The sequence below is a fragment of the Desulfovibrio sp. genome, assembly GCF_019422935.1.
In the GTDB taxonomy this organism is placed as follows: Bacteria; Desulfobacterota; Desulfovibrionia; order Desulfovibrionales; family Desulfovibrionaceae; genus Desulfovibrio.
The window spans coordinates 147038-163036 of the sequence record NZ_JAHZCJ010000005.1; the positions used below are offsets into that span (position 1 = coordinate 147038).

Here is a 15999-nt window from a genome sequence, read left to right on the forward strand (position 1 = left end):
AGCGGGCTTCTGGATAAGCCCCAGCCCACCCTCTTGTGCTGCCTCCTTTTGTCGCCCTCAGGCCAAAACATCCAAAGACATTTATGCACAGGTGCGTTACGAAGGTAAGGAAGTGGAGAGGGAAAATCAGGCCGAAATCACCAATAAAATTCCGGGGGATTGCGACATGGGCTTTTTGAGGGTTTCCAACGTGTGCGCGCATGATGGCTCTGCTTGTGTCGGCTGGGGAATGCCGCAGAGCGCGATTCTTTTTTCATGGTTGGGGGCTGCCGCGAAACCTGCGCTTGTGTTGCTCTGCCTGCTGCTGTGGCCTGGGCTTTCTGCTCTTGCGGCTCCCCGTTCTGTGGGGGATTGGGTGGTCGAGCTGCCCGCAGGCTGGAAAACACAGGAGGAGGGGAATCAGGTACTGCTCAGCTCTCCCAAAGAAGACTGCTACGTGACGATGCTTGAAAAGGATTGCTTTAACGGCGACCTGGAGCTGCTTGCAAAAGCTTCCGCCAGCATAACCGGCGGCAACGATCTGCGCACTCTGGGCGAAGGCAAGGGTGTTGTTTTTGCCGACAAGATTGCGCGCTACTGGGTTGGCCTTGCGGACGACAAGTATATGGAAGTCTCTGTTGGGCATGCCTGCCGAGGTGTGGGGCCGACTGTAAAAGGTCTGAAAATTTCTCCAAAGGCCAAGAATGCAGCGCCGTTGAACAAACTACTGGCAGTTGCGCAAGGCCCGGAAAATACCAAGTGGCTTGTGACTGGCGACCGTCCGGACGATGCCAAGCCCGTGGAACCCGCAGACCCTACTGGCGACAGGCCTGATTTCGCAGCTCTGGCAGACCCTGCGGCCCCCGCGCTTGCGCCGCAGGAAAAAACCATCCCCGAAGGTTGGCGTACAACGCACACGGGCCAGTGGACAATCTACGACAAGCCGGACGAAAAAGTGTGGTACGCTGTTGGCCTGTATCCGCTCAAAAAGGTGGAAAACGGGCAGTGGGGCACGGATCTCATTGATCTTGCCCGCAAGCTGAGGGGCATCAACATCACCACCGGCGAGGGCACCGTTGATTTTTATACCCGCGAAGGCGGCATCGGCACAGTGCTGACCAATGACACCAACACGGTTGTTGAACTGTACTACCCCGAAGATGATGCCAATCTGGCGGAACTGCGCGAAGCCTTGCATTGATAAGCAGGGCATTGGGCGCGATCTTCCATCGGATTCCGTCAAACCGCACCACAAGGAGTCACGCATGTACTTGCTGAAACAATGGGTTGCCAGCGTTGCGGCCCTGCTGGTTTTTTTGCCGTCAACGGGGTTTGCGGCCGGGATAGTGCTGAAAAACAGCATGAGTTCTGACATCAAGGCCGTTTTTTGCGTGGGCAACAATGGGGATAAAAAGCCTGTTGTTGAGGGCTTGGCAAAAAAGTCATCCAAGACGGTAAGTCCGGCCAAGTTTCCTGAGCATGACTGCACGCGCATTGGCGTGACCATGCAAAACGGCATGGGCTGGCAGTATTATCACGAGCCGGAACCCGGTTCAGCCAAGGGAATCGAGTTCACAATGGATGCCGCAGGCCGGAACGAAACCCGCAAGTATCCCTCCATCCTCATTACCATGCCAGATGGTGAGGCTTATGTGGCCCCGGCGGGTGTGCCCATGTTCATGCTGGTGCAGCTGATGCGCAAGGGATTGGACGTGGCCCGCTGGAAGGAATTCGCTCTGCCTGGCTATGAAGGGCTTAAAGAACCCGGCGCTTATGTGGTGTGCTTTGCCGATCAGTCGTGGAGCCTCGCGGGCAAGGGCCTGCAATTTGATGGCAAAGGCGGTGAACTGGAAACTATTGCCCTGTCTGCGCCTTTTGCCAATACAACCATTGATGCCATATTTGAAGAACTGAAAAAGAACGGTTGGCTGCCGCTGGTTCTGGAAGCCGGAGGCCAGACAAGCGTATTTGGCGCGCAGGGCGCGGCCCTCGCCCCCAAGGGGAAAGCCGTGGACTGCCCCCAAACCAGTGACGGCATGTGGGAGGCCTTTGAAACCATATTTGTGAGCGGTACGGAAAATACGGATAAGCCCGTGCGTGTTGTGCTTGGCAGTGAAGGGCTGCGGTTTGCCATGAACCTTGATCTGGATGCCGCACTGGCGGAGATAAGCCTTACAAGAGTGCCAGCAGAGAAGTAGGGCAATATTGAAGTTTAAGGGGATGAGTGAAAGCGTGGCTTATATGTTTGATAAGGACGTATAAGCCACGCTGAATTTTTTAAGATGGCAGGGTGCCCCAAACTGCGCTTAACTCAGGGCTAAATTTATTTTCTGCTGCCTCGCACAATGTGGGCTTTGCCAGTGTTGCCAGCCATGCATAACATCACGTTTGCTGAATTATTTTCTTCAACAAGCAGCGCGACACCGCAAAATAAGCATAGCAAACTAGTCTGCTTTTTTCTGTTCATCCTTGTAGCCGTCATTATAGCCCTGCTGAACAGCATCAACCTTTCTTTCAATTTTTGCAGAGGCTTTGCCAGCAGTCCTGCCAACCCAACTGCATCCGCTGGAAAAGAAAAAAAGCGCAATCAAGGCTGTTGCAAGAATCCGCATGATAAATTCCATCCTAAATTGAGAGTTGTCCTAAAAGAGTCTCTTGTATATTGTGCGGCTGTCCAATCTGGTGCCTTTTTAATAAATAAAGGCATGCAAACATGCAAGCAGGGGAGCAAATGCAAACTTCGCCCATAGCTCTGGTAACGGGCGCTAGCAAGGGAATTGGCAAGGCCATTGCCCTTGGCTTGGCCGCCGATGGTTTTGATATCTGGCTGAACTACCGCAACGACCACGATGCCGCAGAAGCCGTGCGCGATGCCATTGAGGCTCTGGGCCGTCAATGTGTTTTGCTGCCCTTTGACGTGGCGGACAAAGATGCGGTGGAAGCCGCCCTTGATCCACTGCTGGCGGAGGAAACGCCCTTTGCCTTGATCAACAACGCGGGCTTTGCCCGCGATACCGTCTTTGGCCTTATGTCCGAAGAGCAGTGGGATTCTGTCATCGGCGTGCATCTCAACGGGTTTTTTCATGTTTCGCGCAAGGTTGTGCCACGTATGCAGCGGGCGCGCACCGGGCGTGTTGTAAATATCGTTTCCACATCCGGGCAGGCAGGCATGGCCGGGCAGGTGAACTACTCCGCAGCCAAGGCTGGTCTTATCGGCGCAACACGCGCCCTTGCCCGCGAGCTTGGGCGGCGCAATGTGCTCGTTAATGCCGTGGCCCCTGGTTTTATCAGCACCGAAATGACGGCCGGGCTGCCTGTGGATGAATATATGAAAGGCGTGCCCCTTGGCAGACCGGGTTTGCCGGAAGAAGTGGCGGGCTGCGTGCGGTTTTTGTGTTCCAACTTATCGTCCTACGTTACCGGGCAGGTGCTGTCTGTTAACGGCGGACTGTACATGTGAGGCCTGATGCGGCGAGTTGTCATAACTGGCGTTGGGCTTGTATCCGTTCTGGGCGTCAGCCGCGAGCAGATCGCCAACGCGCTGTATAATGGAATTTCGGGCATAGTTGCCGACCCGCAGCGGCTGGAGCACGGGTTTCACAGCCCGCTTACAGGGCGCATAGACGGTTTTGATTGCGCGCGCCATCTTAACAGAAAGCAGCGCAAAAGCATGCCGGATTTTGCCATTCAGGCGCATGCGGCAACGCTGGATGCCCTGGATCAGGCCGGGCTGGCACCTGAAGACCTGCGGTCAGACAGGTGCGGCCTTGTTTTTGGCAATGATTCCACAGTGCAGTCAGTAGTTGACCAGCAGGCGGCGCTGCTGGAGGCGGGCTGCACTTCCGGCATGGGCAGCGGCCATGTTTTTCGCTGCATGAATTCCACCATCACCATGAATCTCAACGTGCTGCTTGGCAATACCGGCCCAAGCTGGACAATAAGCGCCGCTTGCGCCAGCGGGGCATATGCCATTGGTCAGGCGGCAGACCAGATTCGCCTAGGGCGGCTTGACCGCGTGGTCTGCGGCGCTGCGCAAGAAGTGAACTGGCCGTCTGTCTGCTCCTTTGACGGTCTGGGGGCCTTTTCTGCGCGTACGCCTGCGGAGGCGGCCTCCCGCCCCTTTGATAAGGGCAGGGATGGGCTGGTGCCAAGCGGCGGCGCTGCGGCCCTGCTGCTGGAAGATTATGATACTGCCCGCAGCCGCAACGCCTGCATTCTGGCAGAAGTACTCGGCTTTGGTTGCAGCGCGGACGGCGAAACCCTTTCCGTTCCCAGCCGCACAGGGCTTGCGCGTGCCATGCGTATGGCTCTGGCGGAAGGCGGGCTGAGCGTTGCTGATGTGGATATTGTCAACGCGCATGCCACATCCACCCCTCAGGGCGATGCGGCGGAGGCAGCCAATCTCCGGGCCGTTTTCGGCGCCAACTGCCCAAATGTCATGGCGCTGAAGAGCCTCACCGGGCATGAACTGTGGATGTCTGGCGCGGCGCAGACGGCCTATGCCGTCATTATGGCGCAGGCGGGCTTTACAGCTGCTACCATAAATTATGAAGAGCCGGACGATGATACCGCTGGCATTCCTGTGCTTGTCCGCAGGTTGGAGCAACCCCCGCGAGTCGTGCTGAATAATGCGGCAGGCTTTGGCGGCAGCAACGCCAGTATCGCCTTGAGGCTCTGCTGATGCGCTGCGTGGTCGCAGGCAGCGGCATTACCGGCCTGACTGCCGCCTTGCTGCTGGCGCGTCAGGGGCACGATGTTGCCGTGGTGGAAGCGGGCGCGCATGTTGCCCCATTGCTGCGTGGTTTCTGGCGCGAGGGCCTGTATTTTGATACTGGCTTTCACTGCGGCGGTGGTCTGCATGCCGGGGGTGTTTTGCGCCGTTGGCTGCGGGCGCTGGGCGTAGAAAAGCATTTGCGGCAGATCACGACCAGCCGCACGGAGGTCTTCCACTTTGCCGATGGCAAGGTCTTTCAGCTCCCGGCAGGGCATGGAGCGGTAACAGAAGCAGTTGAACGGCAATTCCCCGGCGCAGAGCCAGTCATGGAGGCTTTTCTGCACCATATGGATGCGGAGCTGGGCCACTCCCCCTACCTGAATCCCGCTGTGCGGGCAGAGCCGTCTTTTGCGCTCCACAGCGCGGGCAGCGTGGCGCAGTATGCTGCATCTGCGGGCTTTCCTCCTCACTTGCGGGCCATGCTCGGTACCCGGTGCCTTTTGTATGGCGTGCGGCCCGAAGAATCCTCGCTTGAAGAATATTCCCTTGTGGCAGGGCCGTATTTTCAGTCCAGCGGTTCGTGGCAGGGCGGTGGGCTGGCTCTGGTTGAGGCGCTTCTTGCGGGTCTCGGCGAGCATGGGGTCACTGTGCGTTGCAACGCCGCTGTTACAGGTATCGATGCGGACAAGAGCGCGGGAGTGCGCGGCGTGGTGTTAGGTGACGATTCCCGCCTTGCCTGCGAGCGCTGTTTCTTTACCGGGCATCCCTCGCAGCTTGAGGGGCTGATCCCCAAGGGCCTCATGCGTCCGGCCTACCTGCACCGCATAAATGAGCTGCCGGAAACGCGTTCCGCCATGCTGCTGTTTGCAGAAACACGCGACTGTCTGAATGAAAACGAAAGCATCTATCTGCTGCCGGAGCCTTCTGCGGAAGAACTGTTCCAGGGTGTGGAAAGCGCGCACCCCAGTGTATACCTCTTTTGCGACAGGCCGCAGCCAGATGGCAGAAAGGCTGTGATGGCCGTGGCGCTCATGGATGACAAGGATTTGCCCAACGGCGATCCGCATCCGCGCCCCCAAAGCTATGTGGCGTGGAAGCGTGAGTCCACTGCCCGATTGCAGGCCTACATTGAACAGCGTCTGCCGGAGCTTGCAGGGCGCTGGCGCATCCTGGATGCGGCAAGCCCGCTGACCATGAGGCGCTGGGTTCACGGCGCTACTGGCAGCCTTTATGGTGTGCAGCACCACCTTGGCGCTATGCCCATGCTGCCTGTCACACGCCTGCCGGGGCTGTTTCTGGCCGGGCAGAACATCCTGCTGCCCGGTGTGCTGGGCGGCATGATCAGCGCTGCCCTGGCCGTGGGATTTTCCTTCGGTCACGATAACGTTCTCAAGGAGTTCAGGGAATGCGCGGAAAGCGAGTAGTCGTAACGGGCATGGGCGCGGTTTCGCCATTCGGCGAGGGCGTGGCCGCCATGTACGAAGGTGTGCGTGATAACCGTTGCGCGCTGTCCCCTTTGCCAGCCTACAAGCTTGAAGGCTTGTCGTGCCGTGTGGCCGGGCTGGTGCCTCCATTGCAGGAAAAGCGCATTCCACGGGAATTGCGGCGTTCCATGTCCCCCATGTCCATTTTTGCCTGCCTCGCTGCCTGGGAGGCTCTGGCCAATGCCGGGCTGGGTAATCGGCCAGAGCAGCGCATGGGCGTAGCAGTTGGTTCAACTGTTGGCAGCCCCACCATGCTGCACGAATTTTTTGAAATGTTTCTGCGCGAGCACAGTGTGGAGAGCATGCGCAGTACCGTTTTTTTCAAGGTCATGAGCCATACGGTTGCCGCCAATGTGGCCCTGGCCTGCGGATGCGCAGGCCGCACGCTTGCGCCTGCTGCCGCCTGTGCCTCTGGCCTCATGGGCCTGTGCCTCGGATACGAGGCCATCGCGGCAGGACGGGAAGAAATGATGCTCTGCGGCGGCGCGGATGAATTCCACCTTTTAACCTCCGCAACATTCGACCGCCTTGGCGCAGCATCCCATACAGAAGACCCGGATTGCGCCTCGCGTCCCTTTGATGCGGAACGCACAGGCATTGTTTGCGGCGAAGGTGCGGGCATCCTGCTGCTGGAGAGTCTGGAAAGCGCTCAGGCCCGCAATGCGCCCATACTGGCGGAAATACGCGGTGCGGCCATATCTTCATCGCCCGGCAGCATCGCTCAGCCCGATGCTGCTGCCATTGCCGACTGCATGCGCAGAACGTTGGAAGATGCAGACGTGCAACCGCTGGATGTTGCCTATGTTAACGCCCATGCCACCGCTACAGAATTCGGTGATATCGCAGAAGGGCAGGCCATTGAAGCCGTTTTTGGCTCTGCAACACCTGTCAGCAGCTTTAAAGGACATCTCGGGCATACCATGGCGGCCAGCGGTGCGCTGGAAAGCATTTTGTGTATAGAAATGTTGCAGTCCTCCACCTATTTTCCAACTCGCGGATTGCGTAATCCTGATGCCAGATGCGGAAATTTGAATCATATGTATGGGCAGCTGCATAAACCAAGCGGATTGGTAGTAAAAAACAGTTTTGCGCTTGGCGGTTGCAATTGCACTATCATATTTGATAGGTTGAGTGAAAATTCAATCAATGTTGGGAAAGAATGAACGATAATAAAATTAGAGAGACGATTGACGCGGCCTTGAGTGAAGAATTTGAATTGTCCCCGGATCAGCTTGTTCCTACAGCGCATATCAAGGAAGACCTCGGGCTTGATAGCCTTGATATCGTGGATATGGTCATCGTGCTGGAAAAGGCCTTCAACTTCAAATTGCAAAACAAAGAGTCCCTGGTAAAAATTCAGACACTAGGGGACATTTATGCATTCATCGAGGCCTTGCGCGATGAAGGAACCGTCAAGGCGGAACAGTAATATTGTGTCAAACATTGCCATAAGTGCAATCTTTGTTTGCTGGACAATTATTATTTTGCCTTTAACACTGTGCATTGCCGCGTTGCACACGATTTTTCCCGGTACCATGTGCGTGGTCAACCGGTGGTACATCTGGCTTTATGGCCGCTCTACGCTGTTTTTTTTGCGGCCCTGGCTGCCGGTGCGTATTCGCAACGCACATATGGCAGTGGAGTATCCGGGGTCGGTTGTTGTGTGCAACCATCAGTCTTTTTTGGATATTTACCTGCTTGCGGCGCAGGATCAGGCCAATGTGTGCCTGATAACCAAAAGCTGGCCCTTCCGGTTGCTTTTTTTCTTTGCACCAACCATGCGCAGCGCGGAATATATTGATGCGGAGAGTCTGCCCGCAGAGCAGGTCGAGGCCTTGTGCCTTGAACGTCTGCGTGATGGGGTTACTCTAGTGATTTTCCCCGAGGGCAGCCGTACCCGCACTGGTGCTCTGGGCAAGTTCAGGGCTGGTGCTTTCCACGTTGCTGTCAAGGCCGGTCGCCCTGTGCTCCCCTTGCTTATTCACAACAGCTTCCAGGTGTTTCCTCCTGGCGCCAAGGGCTTTCATCCTGCTACAATCCACATGGAGTTTCTTGATCCAGTTTGGCCGCAGGCCTTTGCCGGAGAACTTTTACCGCATCGCGCCATGATGCGGCATGTCAGAAACCTTTATGTAAAACATCTAACGTGTGCGACAGGAGAGTAACTGTAATGAAAAAATATCTTTTGCTTACGGTGCTGGTGATGACTCTTGCGGCCATTGGCTGCCGTTTTGGCCAGCCTGTGGGCACCTTTGCCTATGACTTCCCCTCTGCCGAAGCCAGCAAGAATATTTCTGAAAAAAAGATGCACGATGCCATCGTCAAGTCTTGCGCTGATTCCGGCTGGCGTGTTTCTGAACCGGCCCCCAACACTATTGAAGCCACAATCATGGTGCGCAACAAGCACACTGTTGTTGTGTCCATCCCCTATACGGCCACACATTACAGCATCAACTACAAGGCCAGCACCAATATGGAATACAAGGCCAAGAGCGACGGCAGCGCTTCCATCCACCCCAATTACAACAAGTGGGTGGGTATTCTTGACCAGAACATCCGCCGGAATGTGACGAGCAGTGAATACTGATTCGCAGCAGCCTGTTACGGCCTTTGTGCCGCACCGTGCCCCCATGCTTCTTCTGAGCGGGCTTGAAAGCTTTAGCTCGGAAGAAGCCCGGGCAACGGCGGCAGTGCGCGAGGATAATCCCTTTCTGCGGCCAGACGGCAAGCTCGAGCGCGTGGCCTATGCGGAAATCATGGCCCAGTGTTTTGCCGCCGGGGCCGGGGCCAGTCTGCTTGCAGATGGTGGTAGTTGCGCGGGTTGGGGCTACCTTGCGGCCCTGCGCGATGTGACCGTGCATGCCGATGCGCATGTGGGGCAGCGCCTGGACGTCTTGGTGCGCGTCTCTGCCAGACTTGGCGAAATTGCGGTGGTTGACGGCGAGGTGCATGCCGAGGGGCAACTGTTGGCCACCGGGCAGTTCAAGATATTTATGCCGGAGGAAACGGCCTGATGCGTTCATCTGCGGGGCTGTTGCTCTTGGCTGGGTTTATTATGGCTTTTACCGTGCTGCCCACTTTTGCGGTTGCGCAGGAGCAGCCGCTTGCAAGCGCCGAGGCTCTGCTGGATGCTGCCGCAAAGCAAAGCGCTGGCATTGCCAACCTGAGCGCTGATTTTGTGCAGGAGAAATCCATGGCCGTACTGGCCCGTCCCATGACTTCACAAGGTTATTTTTGCCTGCGCCGGGGCAGCCATGAAGGTGATGCCCATGGGCGTGCAGCCAGCAAGGACGACAACGGATTTGAAACCGCCGACAGCCTGCTTTGGGCGTACACCCGTCCTCTTGCATCCGGCTTTATCTACAAGAATGGAAAGGGCGCTCTGTGGGAAGGCTCGCCGGAAGCAACGCGCCCTGCCAATGAGCGGGAATCCACGGTTATTACAGCTATAATCCGGAATATTCTGGACTGGATCAGCATTGACCCTGCGGCTCTGCGCGCCACCTACAGGCTTGAGCGCCCGCAGGCCGACAAACCCATGCTCCTGCTGTACCCCCTCCGACAATCTTTTTTTGCAAAGCTTGAAGTAACCTTTGCCGAAGACCTCAAGAGTATACGCCAGTTGACCTTTGCAGAACGTAACGGCGACACGGTACGCATTACTTTTAAACAAACTCGGGTCAATGAGGCCTTGCCAGCGCCATGCGCCGTGCTTGAGGCAGCGGGGAGCGGTGGTCAGTAGGCCTATGGGCAAGCCTTTTATTGTCAGGCTTCATTGCTGGATACGCTCACACAAGATTCTGGGATTCAGCCTGGTTCTTGTTTGTTGGGCGGTTTTTGCCTTGCTGGCTGCCCGAATACAGCCAGATTCCAGCAGCTTGGCCTTTTTTCCCGACGATGCGCCGCAGGTGCGCCGCATGGCCAAAGCCCTGGATGTTTCCCCGGCTTCTGGCCTGCTGTTTATTGATCTTACCACAGAGCGCCAGGGCGGAAAGTATGCGCTTGCAAGCGCTGCCGATGCCATCGTGGGCGATCTGCCGCCGGATATGGCTGAAAGGGTGGGGGCCGTGGGCATGCCCGATGCCCAGGCGCTCATGGCTCTGCTGCCGTATTTTATGGATGATGCCACGTTGGCCCAATTGCAACAGGCAGCTGATGCCCCGCAGATTGATGCCGCTGTGCGCTCGGCTCATGACAATCTGAACAGCCTCCTTGCCGCAGGCCCTGCGCAGGACTGGCTGCGGGCCGATCCACTGGGTTTGCGCAAGTATGTTCTTTCACGCCTGCCAGCAGAGCATGCCGGGGCCATACCGGACCCTGTGCTGGGTTATCCTGTGAGCGCGGACGGCAAACACCTGTTGCTGGTGCTGCGGCCAGCCCATTCCCTGCACGATGTCAGCGCCGCCGCTCGGTTGATGGACGCAATCCATGTCGCCATGCAGAAACACCTCGCGCCGGACATGCAGGGCCTTGTGGTGGGCGGTCACAGGCACAGCGCTGTCAATGCGCAGGTTATCCAGCGCGACGTGACCAATATCGTCTTTTTTTCCATGTTGGGATTTGTGCTGGTGTACGCCCTGCTCGTGCGCTCGCGCGGCGCGCTGTGGCTTATGCTGGTGCCTGCGTTTGCCGCCAGCTTCGCCCTGGGCGGCATGACCCTGCTCTCGCCAGCGCTCTCCGGGCTGGCCCTGGGTTTTGGCGCGTCCGTACTTGGCGTGGCGGAAGACTACGCCGTGCATATGCATTTTGCCCTGCGCAGCGGCGAATCAACAGAGAATGTGCTGGAGCATATTACGCCGCCGCTGTTTCAGGGGTATCTGGTCAATGCTTCCGGATTTGCTGTATTGCTGCTTTCGGGCATCCCGGCGGTACGCCAGCTGGCCCTGTTTGCCCTGCTGACCTTGAGCGCTGGCTTTGCGCTGGCCGTTGTTGTGCTCCCCGTATGTCCCTGGTTCAATGCGCCGCCCCTGCCTGTGCGTAAGGAAAATACAGCGCCGCGTCAGCCAGTGCCTCTGCGTGTCTTTGCGAGTGTTTTTGGATTGTTGCTGCTGTGCTACGCCTTGTTTTCCATTGTGCGCGTGGATGTCTCGCCCCGCACCATGGGGGCGGATATGGCGCAGTTGCAGCAGGATGGCGAGAAGCTCAAGGACATCTGGGGATCGCGCGACAGCAATATTCTTGTGGTTGAAGGCCCGACAACGGACGCAGCTCTTGTCAATGGCCGCGCCGTAGCGCAGGCCCTGCGCGTTCAGGAGCCGGAAAACAAGATCGGCACCCTTACCGATGTGTGGCCTTCGCCAGACCAGGCGCAGGCCAACGTGCAGCGTTGGGAGGCCTTTGCAAAGGCGGAAGGGCCGCGTGTTCAGGCTCTTTTGGCCTCTGCCGCACAGCGTTACGGATTCACCGCGGAAGCCTTTGCCCCCTTTACGCAGTTGCTTGAACGCCCGGTGGCGCAATTTGATCCGTCAGTGCTGCGCGCCGCAGGCCTGGGTGAAGTGGTAGATGTCTTTTTGCATGCGCCGCAAGTTGATGACCATACGGCAAAGCTTTTGCTCTTTACCGGCAAAAAGGCGGATGTGAGCCGTCTGGAGCCTGCCCTCGCCGCGCAGACAATGGCGCTGGCCCCCGGCGAACTTGAAACTACGCTGTTGCAGCAGCTTGCTATGGAAAAACGGCTTGTGCCTCTGGCCTGGATGGCCTGTCTGGCGCTCCTGTTTTTATACTTTCGCGATGCGCGGCGAACCTTGCTTGCATCTTTGCCACCGTTGTGTTCCGTTGCATGTATACTTGCGTGGATGTCCATTACCAGCCACCCGCTAACATTGGCGGGCATGGCGGCAATGCCGCTGGTGCTGGGCCTTGCGGCAGACCACGGCATTGTAGTTACGCACGACCTTGTCAGCGGGGTGAAGATGGGCGTGGAGCGGGCGGTTGTTGTGTCTTCTCTCACCACGTTCACGGGCATGGGGCTGTTGGCCCTTGCGCAACACCCAGCCCTTAAAGCTATGGGTGAAGTTATTTTCTGGGGTTTGATTGTGGAGGTTCCTGTGGCCTTGTGGTTTTTGCCCAGACTCTGCCGGGTGCAAGGAAAACAGGCATGAAGGCCATATGTTATGTGGGCTTGCTGCTGTTGGGGCTTCTTGCTGCTTGCGGCGCACAGCGCACAATGCAGTTGCCGCCGCTTCAGGCAGACCAGCAGAAAGGTTCTCTGATTGCGCAGTTCGGCGCGCGGCTGACCATTGCCGGTCAGAACGCCCCAGTACAGGGCGAAGTACAAATGACTGAAGCGGGCGGAAGCCTGGCCCTTATTCTTCCGCACGGAAGAACTCTGGGCGTCTGCACCTACAGCGCGAATGTAGCGCCAGCCACTGAACCCAAAGTTGCCGCAGCCCCGCAGCCTGTAGAAATGCAATGCACCCCGGCGGAAGGCATGGGCAGGGAGGCCGCCAACCTGCTTGTTCGCGCTGGTGTGGCCGTATACAGAATATTGCCTGCTCTCGGTCAGGATGCTGTGCAGCCGAACCTTGAGGGCAAAGGCTGGAAGGCTCGGTTCAGCCCGACAACGGACGGTTTGAATGGCGTGTACAGCGAGCAGGACGGAATGACCATGGATATGTATTTTGTGGAGATTTCGCATTTATGAGCGTGATGCGTCGTGCCGTCTTGCATGCGGCCAGCCCGTTGGAACATTCGCCCGAGCAGGGCACGTGGCGGCAAAGCTTTTGTTTTGCGGCAGACAGTGCGGTGTTTGCCGGGCATTTTCCGGGGCATCCTGTGTTGCCCGCTGTGGTTCAGGTGCTCATGGCTCAGGTCGCACTTGAAGCAATGGGGCAATCCGCTGATCTGGCCTGTGTGCCGCAGGCAAAATTTCTTGCGCCGCTTGGGCCGGATGTGGATATTTTGCTGACCCTGAGCAAGGGACGGCGTGAAGGGCGCTGGGAATGCACCTTGCACAGCGGTGAAACGCTGGCAGCCCGCATACAGGTGGAGGTGGCAGCCCCATGAGCCTGCACCGCGCTTCACGCCCTCGCCGCCGTAACGCGCCGGAGGTGCCTTCTCTTTGCGTCAGCGTCCAGCGCACGGTGCGCTTTGAAGAGGTGGATGCCGTGCGCTTTATGTGGCACGGCCGCTATGCCAGCTGGCTTGAGGATGGCCGGGAGGCCATGGGCCGTGCCTATGGTATCAGCTATCTCGATTTTCGTGATAGTGGTGTTGTGGTGCCGCTCAAGCTTTTTCATCTGGATTTTCACCATCCGCTGCTCTACAGCCAGACATACACCATCCACGCCGAACTGTTCTGGAATGAGGCCGCAGTGCTGGATTTTGAATACCGTATTGAAGACGCGGCAGGCCTTGTGACCACCACAGCCAGCACAACCCAGCTCATGCTTGATCTGAACGGCAACCTGCTCATGGAGCCGCCAGCCTTTTACCGCGAATTTTGCGCCCAGTGGCGTCAGGGCAAGGTCGTATGCCGCCAGTAATCGCCGTGGTCATTCCGGTGTACAACCACCGTGAAGGCCTGCGCGATGTGGTGCAGCGGGCCCTGAACCAGTGCAGCATGATCATTGTGGTGGACGACGGCTCCACAGACGGCAGTGCTGATGGTCTGGAAGGCCTGCCCATCACGCTTGTGCGTCTGCCCCGCAACGGCGGCAAGGGCGCGGCCCTGCTGGCTGGCGCGGTAGAGGCCGCACGGCTTGGCGCAACGTACATGATTACGCTGGATGCCGACGGGCAGCACTACCCGGAGGATATCCCCCTTTTTTTGCAGGCCATTGCGCAGCACCCTGGCGCAATTATTGTGGGTTGCCGTGATTTCAACGTACCGCACGTGCCGGGCTCGTCCCGTTTTGGCAGGGCGTTTTCCGCATTCTGGATGCGTGTGCAGACAGGGGAACGGGTGCGCGACATGCAGAGCGGCTTCCGCGCTTATCCCTTGCGCGTGCTGGACTGCCTGAAATTCACGGAGCCGGGCTACGCCTTTGAGATTGAAGTGCTGGTGCGCGCAGCTTGGGCCGGATTTGACGTGCGCGAAATTGACATTCGGGTGTATTATCCGCCGAGGGAAGAGCGCGTTTCTCACTTCAAGGCGCTCAAGGACAATGTGCGCATTTCTCTGCTGAACACGCGGCTGACCATTCGCGCCCTGGTGCCTGTGCCCTTTCGGCAGCACAGCGTGGACGAGCAGGGCCGCATATCCTTGCTGCACCCCATGGATTCCCTGCGCCGCCTGCTTGCAGACAGGGCCACGCCGTGGCAATTGGGGCGTTCCGCTGCTGTTGCCATAGCTGTTTCCACACTGCCTTTGCCGGGCTTGCAGAGCATTCTGCTTTTGCTGTGCATTGGCTGGCTGCGGTTGAACAGACTCTGCGCGCTGGCCATGATCCCGCTCACGTGGCCCCCATTTGTGCCCGGCCTTGGGGTTTTGCTTGGCTACAGACTGCGCAACGGCAGTTGGCTTACTGAATTTTCTGTGCAGACCCTCGGTTATGAAGCTCCCAAGCGCATACTCGACTGGTTTGCGGGCGCGCTTGTTCTTGCCCCTGTGCTGGGGCTGCTTGCAGGGGCCGTAGTGGGTGCGCTGGCCTATCTTGCGGCGCGCGGCATGGTATCCATGCCGCAAGGGGGCGGCAAAGGGAGCAACCTTGCAGACTAAACGCCCCATAACCGCCGTACTTGGCTCCCGGCTGCAATACGGTTTTTTTGAGGTTCTCGTGCGCTGCCGGATGGTCTTTGCAGCGCGAGTGGTATTGGCCTTTGTTGTCTTGTATTATGCCATGCTGCCCCATGTGCGCCAGCGCTGTGCGGCCTATATTAACCGCCGCTTTCCCCGTGCCGGAGCCTTGAGCAGGTTTGTGCATGCCTACCGCCTGTATCTGAATTTTGGGCAGGTATTGCTGGACAGGATGATTGCCGGAGTGACCGGTCGGTTTCCTTTTTGCGAAACAGACCAGCAGGTGCGGCAGCGATTTGCCGAGGCAGGGGCCAACCCGTATGGCTGCATTGTGCTGACGGCCCATATTGGCGCATGGCAGGTGGGCATCGCGGGGCTGGAGCAGTTTGACCGCCCGGTGAATGTGGTGCAGTTGCACAATCCCGAGGATCAGGGCAAACACTACTTCCAGCATGGTAAGGGCAGGCCGTTCAAGATTATTGATTCGGCGGACCCTGTGGGTTCAATGGTAGAAGCCGCCGCAGCGCTGCGGCGTGGTGAAGTTGTCTGTCTTATGGGCGACAGGCTGCACGGCACACGTCAGGCCGGGCAGGGCGTTGAGGTCATGTTTATGGGGGGGAGCATCCGCATCCCTGCCAGCGCCTACGCGCTTGCCTCCATCACGGGGGCGGAACTGCTCATGCTTTTCACGGTGCGTGAAAAAGGCGTCACCAGAGTTTTTATGGCTGAGCGGCTGGCGGTGCCTGCTGGTTTGCCGCGCCGCGATGTTTCTGTTTTTCAGCCGTATGCGCAGCAGTTTGCCGCAGCTCTGGAGACTGTTGTGGAACGGCACCCGTACCAGTTCTTTAATTTTTACGATATGTGGTCGCAATGATGACAAAAAATGAAATGGAATCCGCCCTGAAAGTGGCGATTATTGATGGCCTGCGCCTCGAAGACGTTACCGTGGAAGACATTGATTCCTCGGCCCCGCTATTTGGAGATTCCGGCCTGATGCTGGATTCGCTGGACGCGGTGGAGCTTGTGGTCGTGGTTGAAAAGCATTTTGGCGTAGCCATTGCTGATGCGGAGGAAGCCCGCAAGGCCTTTACCTCAGTGAGCGGCCTCGCAGACTTTATCTGCGCCCGTAAAGCGCAGGCGTGAGA

Annotated in this window: 19 protein-coding genes; 18 read left to right on the forward strand and 1 reads right to left on the reverse strand. The window is 57.9% G+C overall.

From position 1 onward, the window contains the following. The first annotated feature begins 91 nt into the window (after positions 1–91). Both QZ383_RS08415 and QZ383_RS08420 read left to right on the forward strand, forming a co-directional pair. Positions 92–1180, forward strand: a complete 1089-nt coding sequence (locus QZ383_RS08415; protein WP_291444620.1) for a hypothetical protein — start codon at positions 92–94, stop codon at positions 1178–1180. Positions 1181–1244: 64 nt separating this feature from the next. Continuing rightward, positions 1245–2177, forward strand: coding sequence for a hypothetical protein (locus QZ383_RS08420; protein WP_291444623.1), 933 nt, complete (start codon positions 1245–1247; stop codon positions 2175–2177). 246 nt (positions 2178–2423) lie between these two features. Here the strand turns inward: QZ383_RS08420 and QZ383_RS08425 are convergent, their stop codons facing one another. Further along, entirely contained in the window at positions 2424–2591 is a 168-nt protein-coding gene (locus QZ383_RS08425) for a hypothetical protein (protein ID WP_291444625.1), read from the reverse strand. 119 nt (positions 2592–2710) lie between these two features. Between QZ383_RS08425 and fabG the strand changes: the two genes are divergently transcribed. From fabG to QZ383_RS08505, 16 genes are all read left to right on the forward strand, one after another. Further along, entirely contained in the window at positions 2711–3439 is a 729-nt protein-coding gene (gene fabG, locus QZ383_RS08430) for a 3-oxoacyl-ACP reductase FabG (RefSeq protein WP_291444627.1), read from the forward strand. Positions 3440–3445: 6 nt separating this feature from the next. Beyond that, complete coding sequence (locus QZ383_RS08435) at positions 3446–4660, forward strand: beta-ketoacyl-[acyl-carrier-protein] synthase family protein (protein ID WP_291444628.1); 1215 nt, start codon at positions 3446–3448, stop codon at positions 4658–4660. After that, a complete protein-coding gene (locus tag QZ383_RS08440) occupies positions 4660–6117 on the forward strand; it encodes an FAD-dependent oxidoreductase (RefSeq protein ID WP_291444629.1) in 1458 nt (485 codons plus the stop codon). Before QZ383_RS08435 ends, QZ383_RS08440 begins: the two co-directional genes overlap by 1 nt. Beyond that, positions 6099–7340 carry a beta-ketoacyl-[acyl-carrier-protein] synthase family protein gene (locus QZ383_RS08445; protein ID WP_291444631.1) on the forward strand — a complete coding sequence of 414 codons (1242 nt, stop codon included), beginning with the start codon at positions 6099–6101 and terminating at the stop codon, positions 7338–7340. The genes QZ383_RS08440 and QZ383_RS08445 overlap by 19 nt, the downstream gene beginning before the upstream one ends. After that, positions 7337–7606 carry a phosphopantetheine-binding protein gene (locus tag QZ383_RS08450; RefSeq protein WP_022658786.1) on the forward strand — a complete coding sequence of 90 codons (270 nt, stop codon included), beginning with the start codon at positions 7337–7339 and terminating at the stop codon, positions 7604–7606. The genes QZ383_RS08445 and QZ383_RS08450 overlap by 4 nt, the downstream gene beginning before the upstream one ends. A 106-nt stretch (positions 7607–7712) precedes the next feature. Then, positions 7713–8342, forward strand: coding sequence for a lysophospholipid acyltransferase family protein (locus QZ383_RS08455; RefSeq protein ID WP_291444748.1), 630 nt, complete (start codon positions 7713–7715; stop codon positions 8340–8342). A gap of 5 nt (positions 8343–8347) precedes the next feature. Continuing rightward, positions 8348–8764 carry a hypothetical protein gene (locus QZ383_RS08460; RefSeq protein ID WP_291444634.1) on the forward strand — a complete coding sequence of 139 codons (417 nt, stop codon included), beginning with the start codon at positions 8348–8350 and terminating at the stop codon, positions 8762–8764. Next, positions 8754–9191 (forward strand): 3-hydroxyacyl-ACP dehydratase, encoded by a 438-nt coding sequence (locus tag QZ383_RS08465; protein ID WP_291444636.1) that lies wholly within the window; start codon positions 8754–8756, stop codon positions 9189–9191. The genes QZ383_RS08460 and QZ383_RS08465 overlap by 11 nt, the downstream gene beginning before the upstream one ends. Further along, positions 9191–9919, forward strand: coding sequence for an outer membrane lipoprotein carrier protein LolA (locus QZ383_RS08470; protein WP_291444638.1), 729 nt, complete (start codon positions 9191–9193; stop codon positions 9917–9919). Before QZ383_RS08465 ends, QZ383_RS08470 begins: the two co-directional genes overlap by 1 nt. Positions 9920–10094: 175 nt before the next feature. Continuing rightward, a complete protein-coding gene (locus QZ383_RS08475; RefSeq protein WP_291444640.1) occupies positions 10095–12278 on the forward strand; it encodes a hypothetical protein in 2184 nt (727 codons plus the stop codon). Then, positions 12275–12820, forward strand: a complete 546-nt coding sequence (locus QZ383_RS08480) for a hypothetical protein (protein ID WP_291444642.1) — start codon at positions 12275–12277, stop codon at positions 12818–12820. Before QZ383_RS08475 ends, QZ383_RS08480 begins: the two co-directional genes overlap by 4 nt. Next, complete coding sequence (locus QZ383_RS08485) at positions 12817–13182, forward strand: hypothetical protein (protein WP_291444644.1); 366 nt, start codon at positions 12817–12819, stop codon at positions 13180–13182. The genes QZ383_RS08480 and QZ383_RS08485 overlap by 4 nt, the downstream gene beginning before the upstream one ends. Next, positions 13179–13661, forward strand: a complete 483-nt coding sequence (locus tag QZ383_RS08490; RefSeq protein WP_291444645.1) for an acyl-CoA thioesterase — start codon at positions 13179–13181, stop codon at positions 13659–13661. Before QZ383_RS08485 ends, QZ383_RS08490 begins: the two co-directional genes overlap by 4 nt. Next, complete coding sequence (locus tag QZ383_RS08495; protein ID WP_291444647.1) at positions 13649–14836, forward strand: DUF2062 domain-containing protein; 1188 nt, start codon at positions 13649–13651, stop codon at positions 14834–14836. Before QZ383_RS08490 ends, QZ383_RS08495 begins: the two co-directional genes overlap by 13 nt. Continuing rightward, positions 14826–15728, forward strand: coding sequence for a lysophospholipid acyltransferase family protein (locus QZ383_RS08500; protein WP_291444649.1), 903 nt, complete (start codon positions 14826–14828; stop codon positions 15726–15728). Before QZ383_RS08495 ends, QZ383_RS08500 begins: the two co-directional genes overlap by 11 nt. Continuing rightward, entirely contained in the window at positions 15728–15997 is a 270-nt protein-coding gene (locus tag QZ383_RS08505; protein WP_209819415.1) for a phosphopantetheine-binding protein, read from the forward strand. The genes QZ383_RS08500 and QZ383_RS08505 overlap by 1 nt, the downstream gene beginning before the upstream one ends. The last annotated feature ends 2 nt before the right edge of the window (positions 15998–15999 follow it).

Coding starts and splice junctions, on each gene's coding strand:
- QZ383_RS08420 (WP_291444623.1), top strand. CDS start 1,245: ATGTACTTGCTGAAACAATGGGTTGCCAGCGTTGCGGCCCTGCTGGTT.
- QZ383_RS08425 (WP_291444625.1), bottom strand. CDS start 2,591: ATGCGGATTCTTGCAACAGCCTTGATTGCGCTTTTTTTCTTTTCCAGC.
- fabG (WP_291444627.1), top strand. CDS start 2,711: ATGCAAACTTCGCCCATAGCTCTGGTAACGGGCGCTAGCAAGGGAATT.
- QZ383_RS08435 (WP_291444628.1), top strand. CDS start 3,446: ATGCGGCGAGTTGTCATAACTGGCGTTGGGCTTGTATCCGTTCTGGGC.
- QZ383_RS08440 (WP_291444629.1), top strand. CDS start 4,660: ATGCGCTGCGTGGTCGCAGGCAGCGGCATTACCGGCCTGACTGCCGCC.
- QZ383_RS08445 (WP_291444631.1), top strand. CDS start 6,099: ATGCGCGGAAAGCGAGTAGTCGTAACGGGCATGGGCGCGGTTTCGCCA.
- QZ383_RS08450 (WP_022658786.1), top strand. CDS start 7,337: ATGAACGATAATAAAATTAGAGAGACGATTGACGCGGCCTTGAGTGAA.
- QZ383_RS08455 (WP_291444748.1), top strand. CDS start 7,713: ATGTGCGTGGTCAACCGGTGGTACATCTGGCTTTATGGCCGCTCTACG.
- QZ383_RS08460 (WP_291444634.1), top strand. CDS start 8,348: ATGAAAAAATATCTTTTGCTTACGGTGCTGGTGATGACTCTTGCGGCC.
- QZ383_RS08470 (WP_291444638.1), top strand. CDS start 9,191: ATGCGTTCATCTGCGGGGCTGTTGCTCTTGGCTGGGTTTATTATGGCT.
- QZ383_RS08475 (WP_291444640.1), top strand. CDS start 10,095: ATGGCCAAAGCCCTGGATGTTTCCCCGGCTTCTGGCCTGCTGTTTATT.
- QZ383_RS08480 (WP_291444642.1), top strand. CDS start 12,275: ATGAAGGCCATATGTTATGTGGGCTTGCTGCTGTTGGGGCTTCTTGCT.
- QZ383_RS08485 (WP_291444644.1), top strand. CDS start 12,817: ATGAGCGTGATGCGTCGTGCCGTCTTGCATGCGGCCAGCCCGTTGGAA.
- QZ383_RS08490 (WP_291444645.1), top strand. CDS start 13,179: ATGAGCCTGCACCGCGCTTCACGCCCTCGCCGCCGTAACGCGCCGGAG.
- QZ383_RS08495 (WP_291444647.1), top strand. CDS start 13,649: ATGCCGCCAGTAATCGCCGTGGTCATTCCGGTGTACAACCACCGTGAA.
- QZ383_RS08505 (WP_209819415.1), top strand. CDS start 15,728: ATGACAAAAAATGAAATGGAATCCGCCCTGAAAGTGGCGATTATTGAT.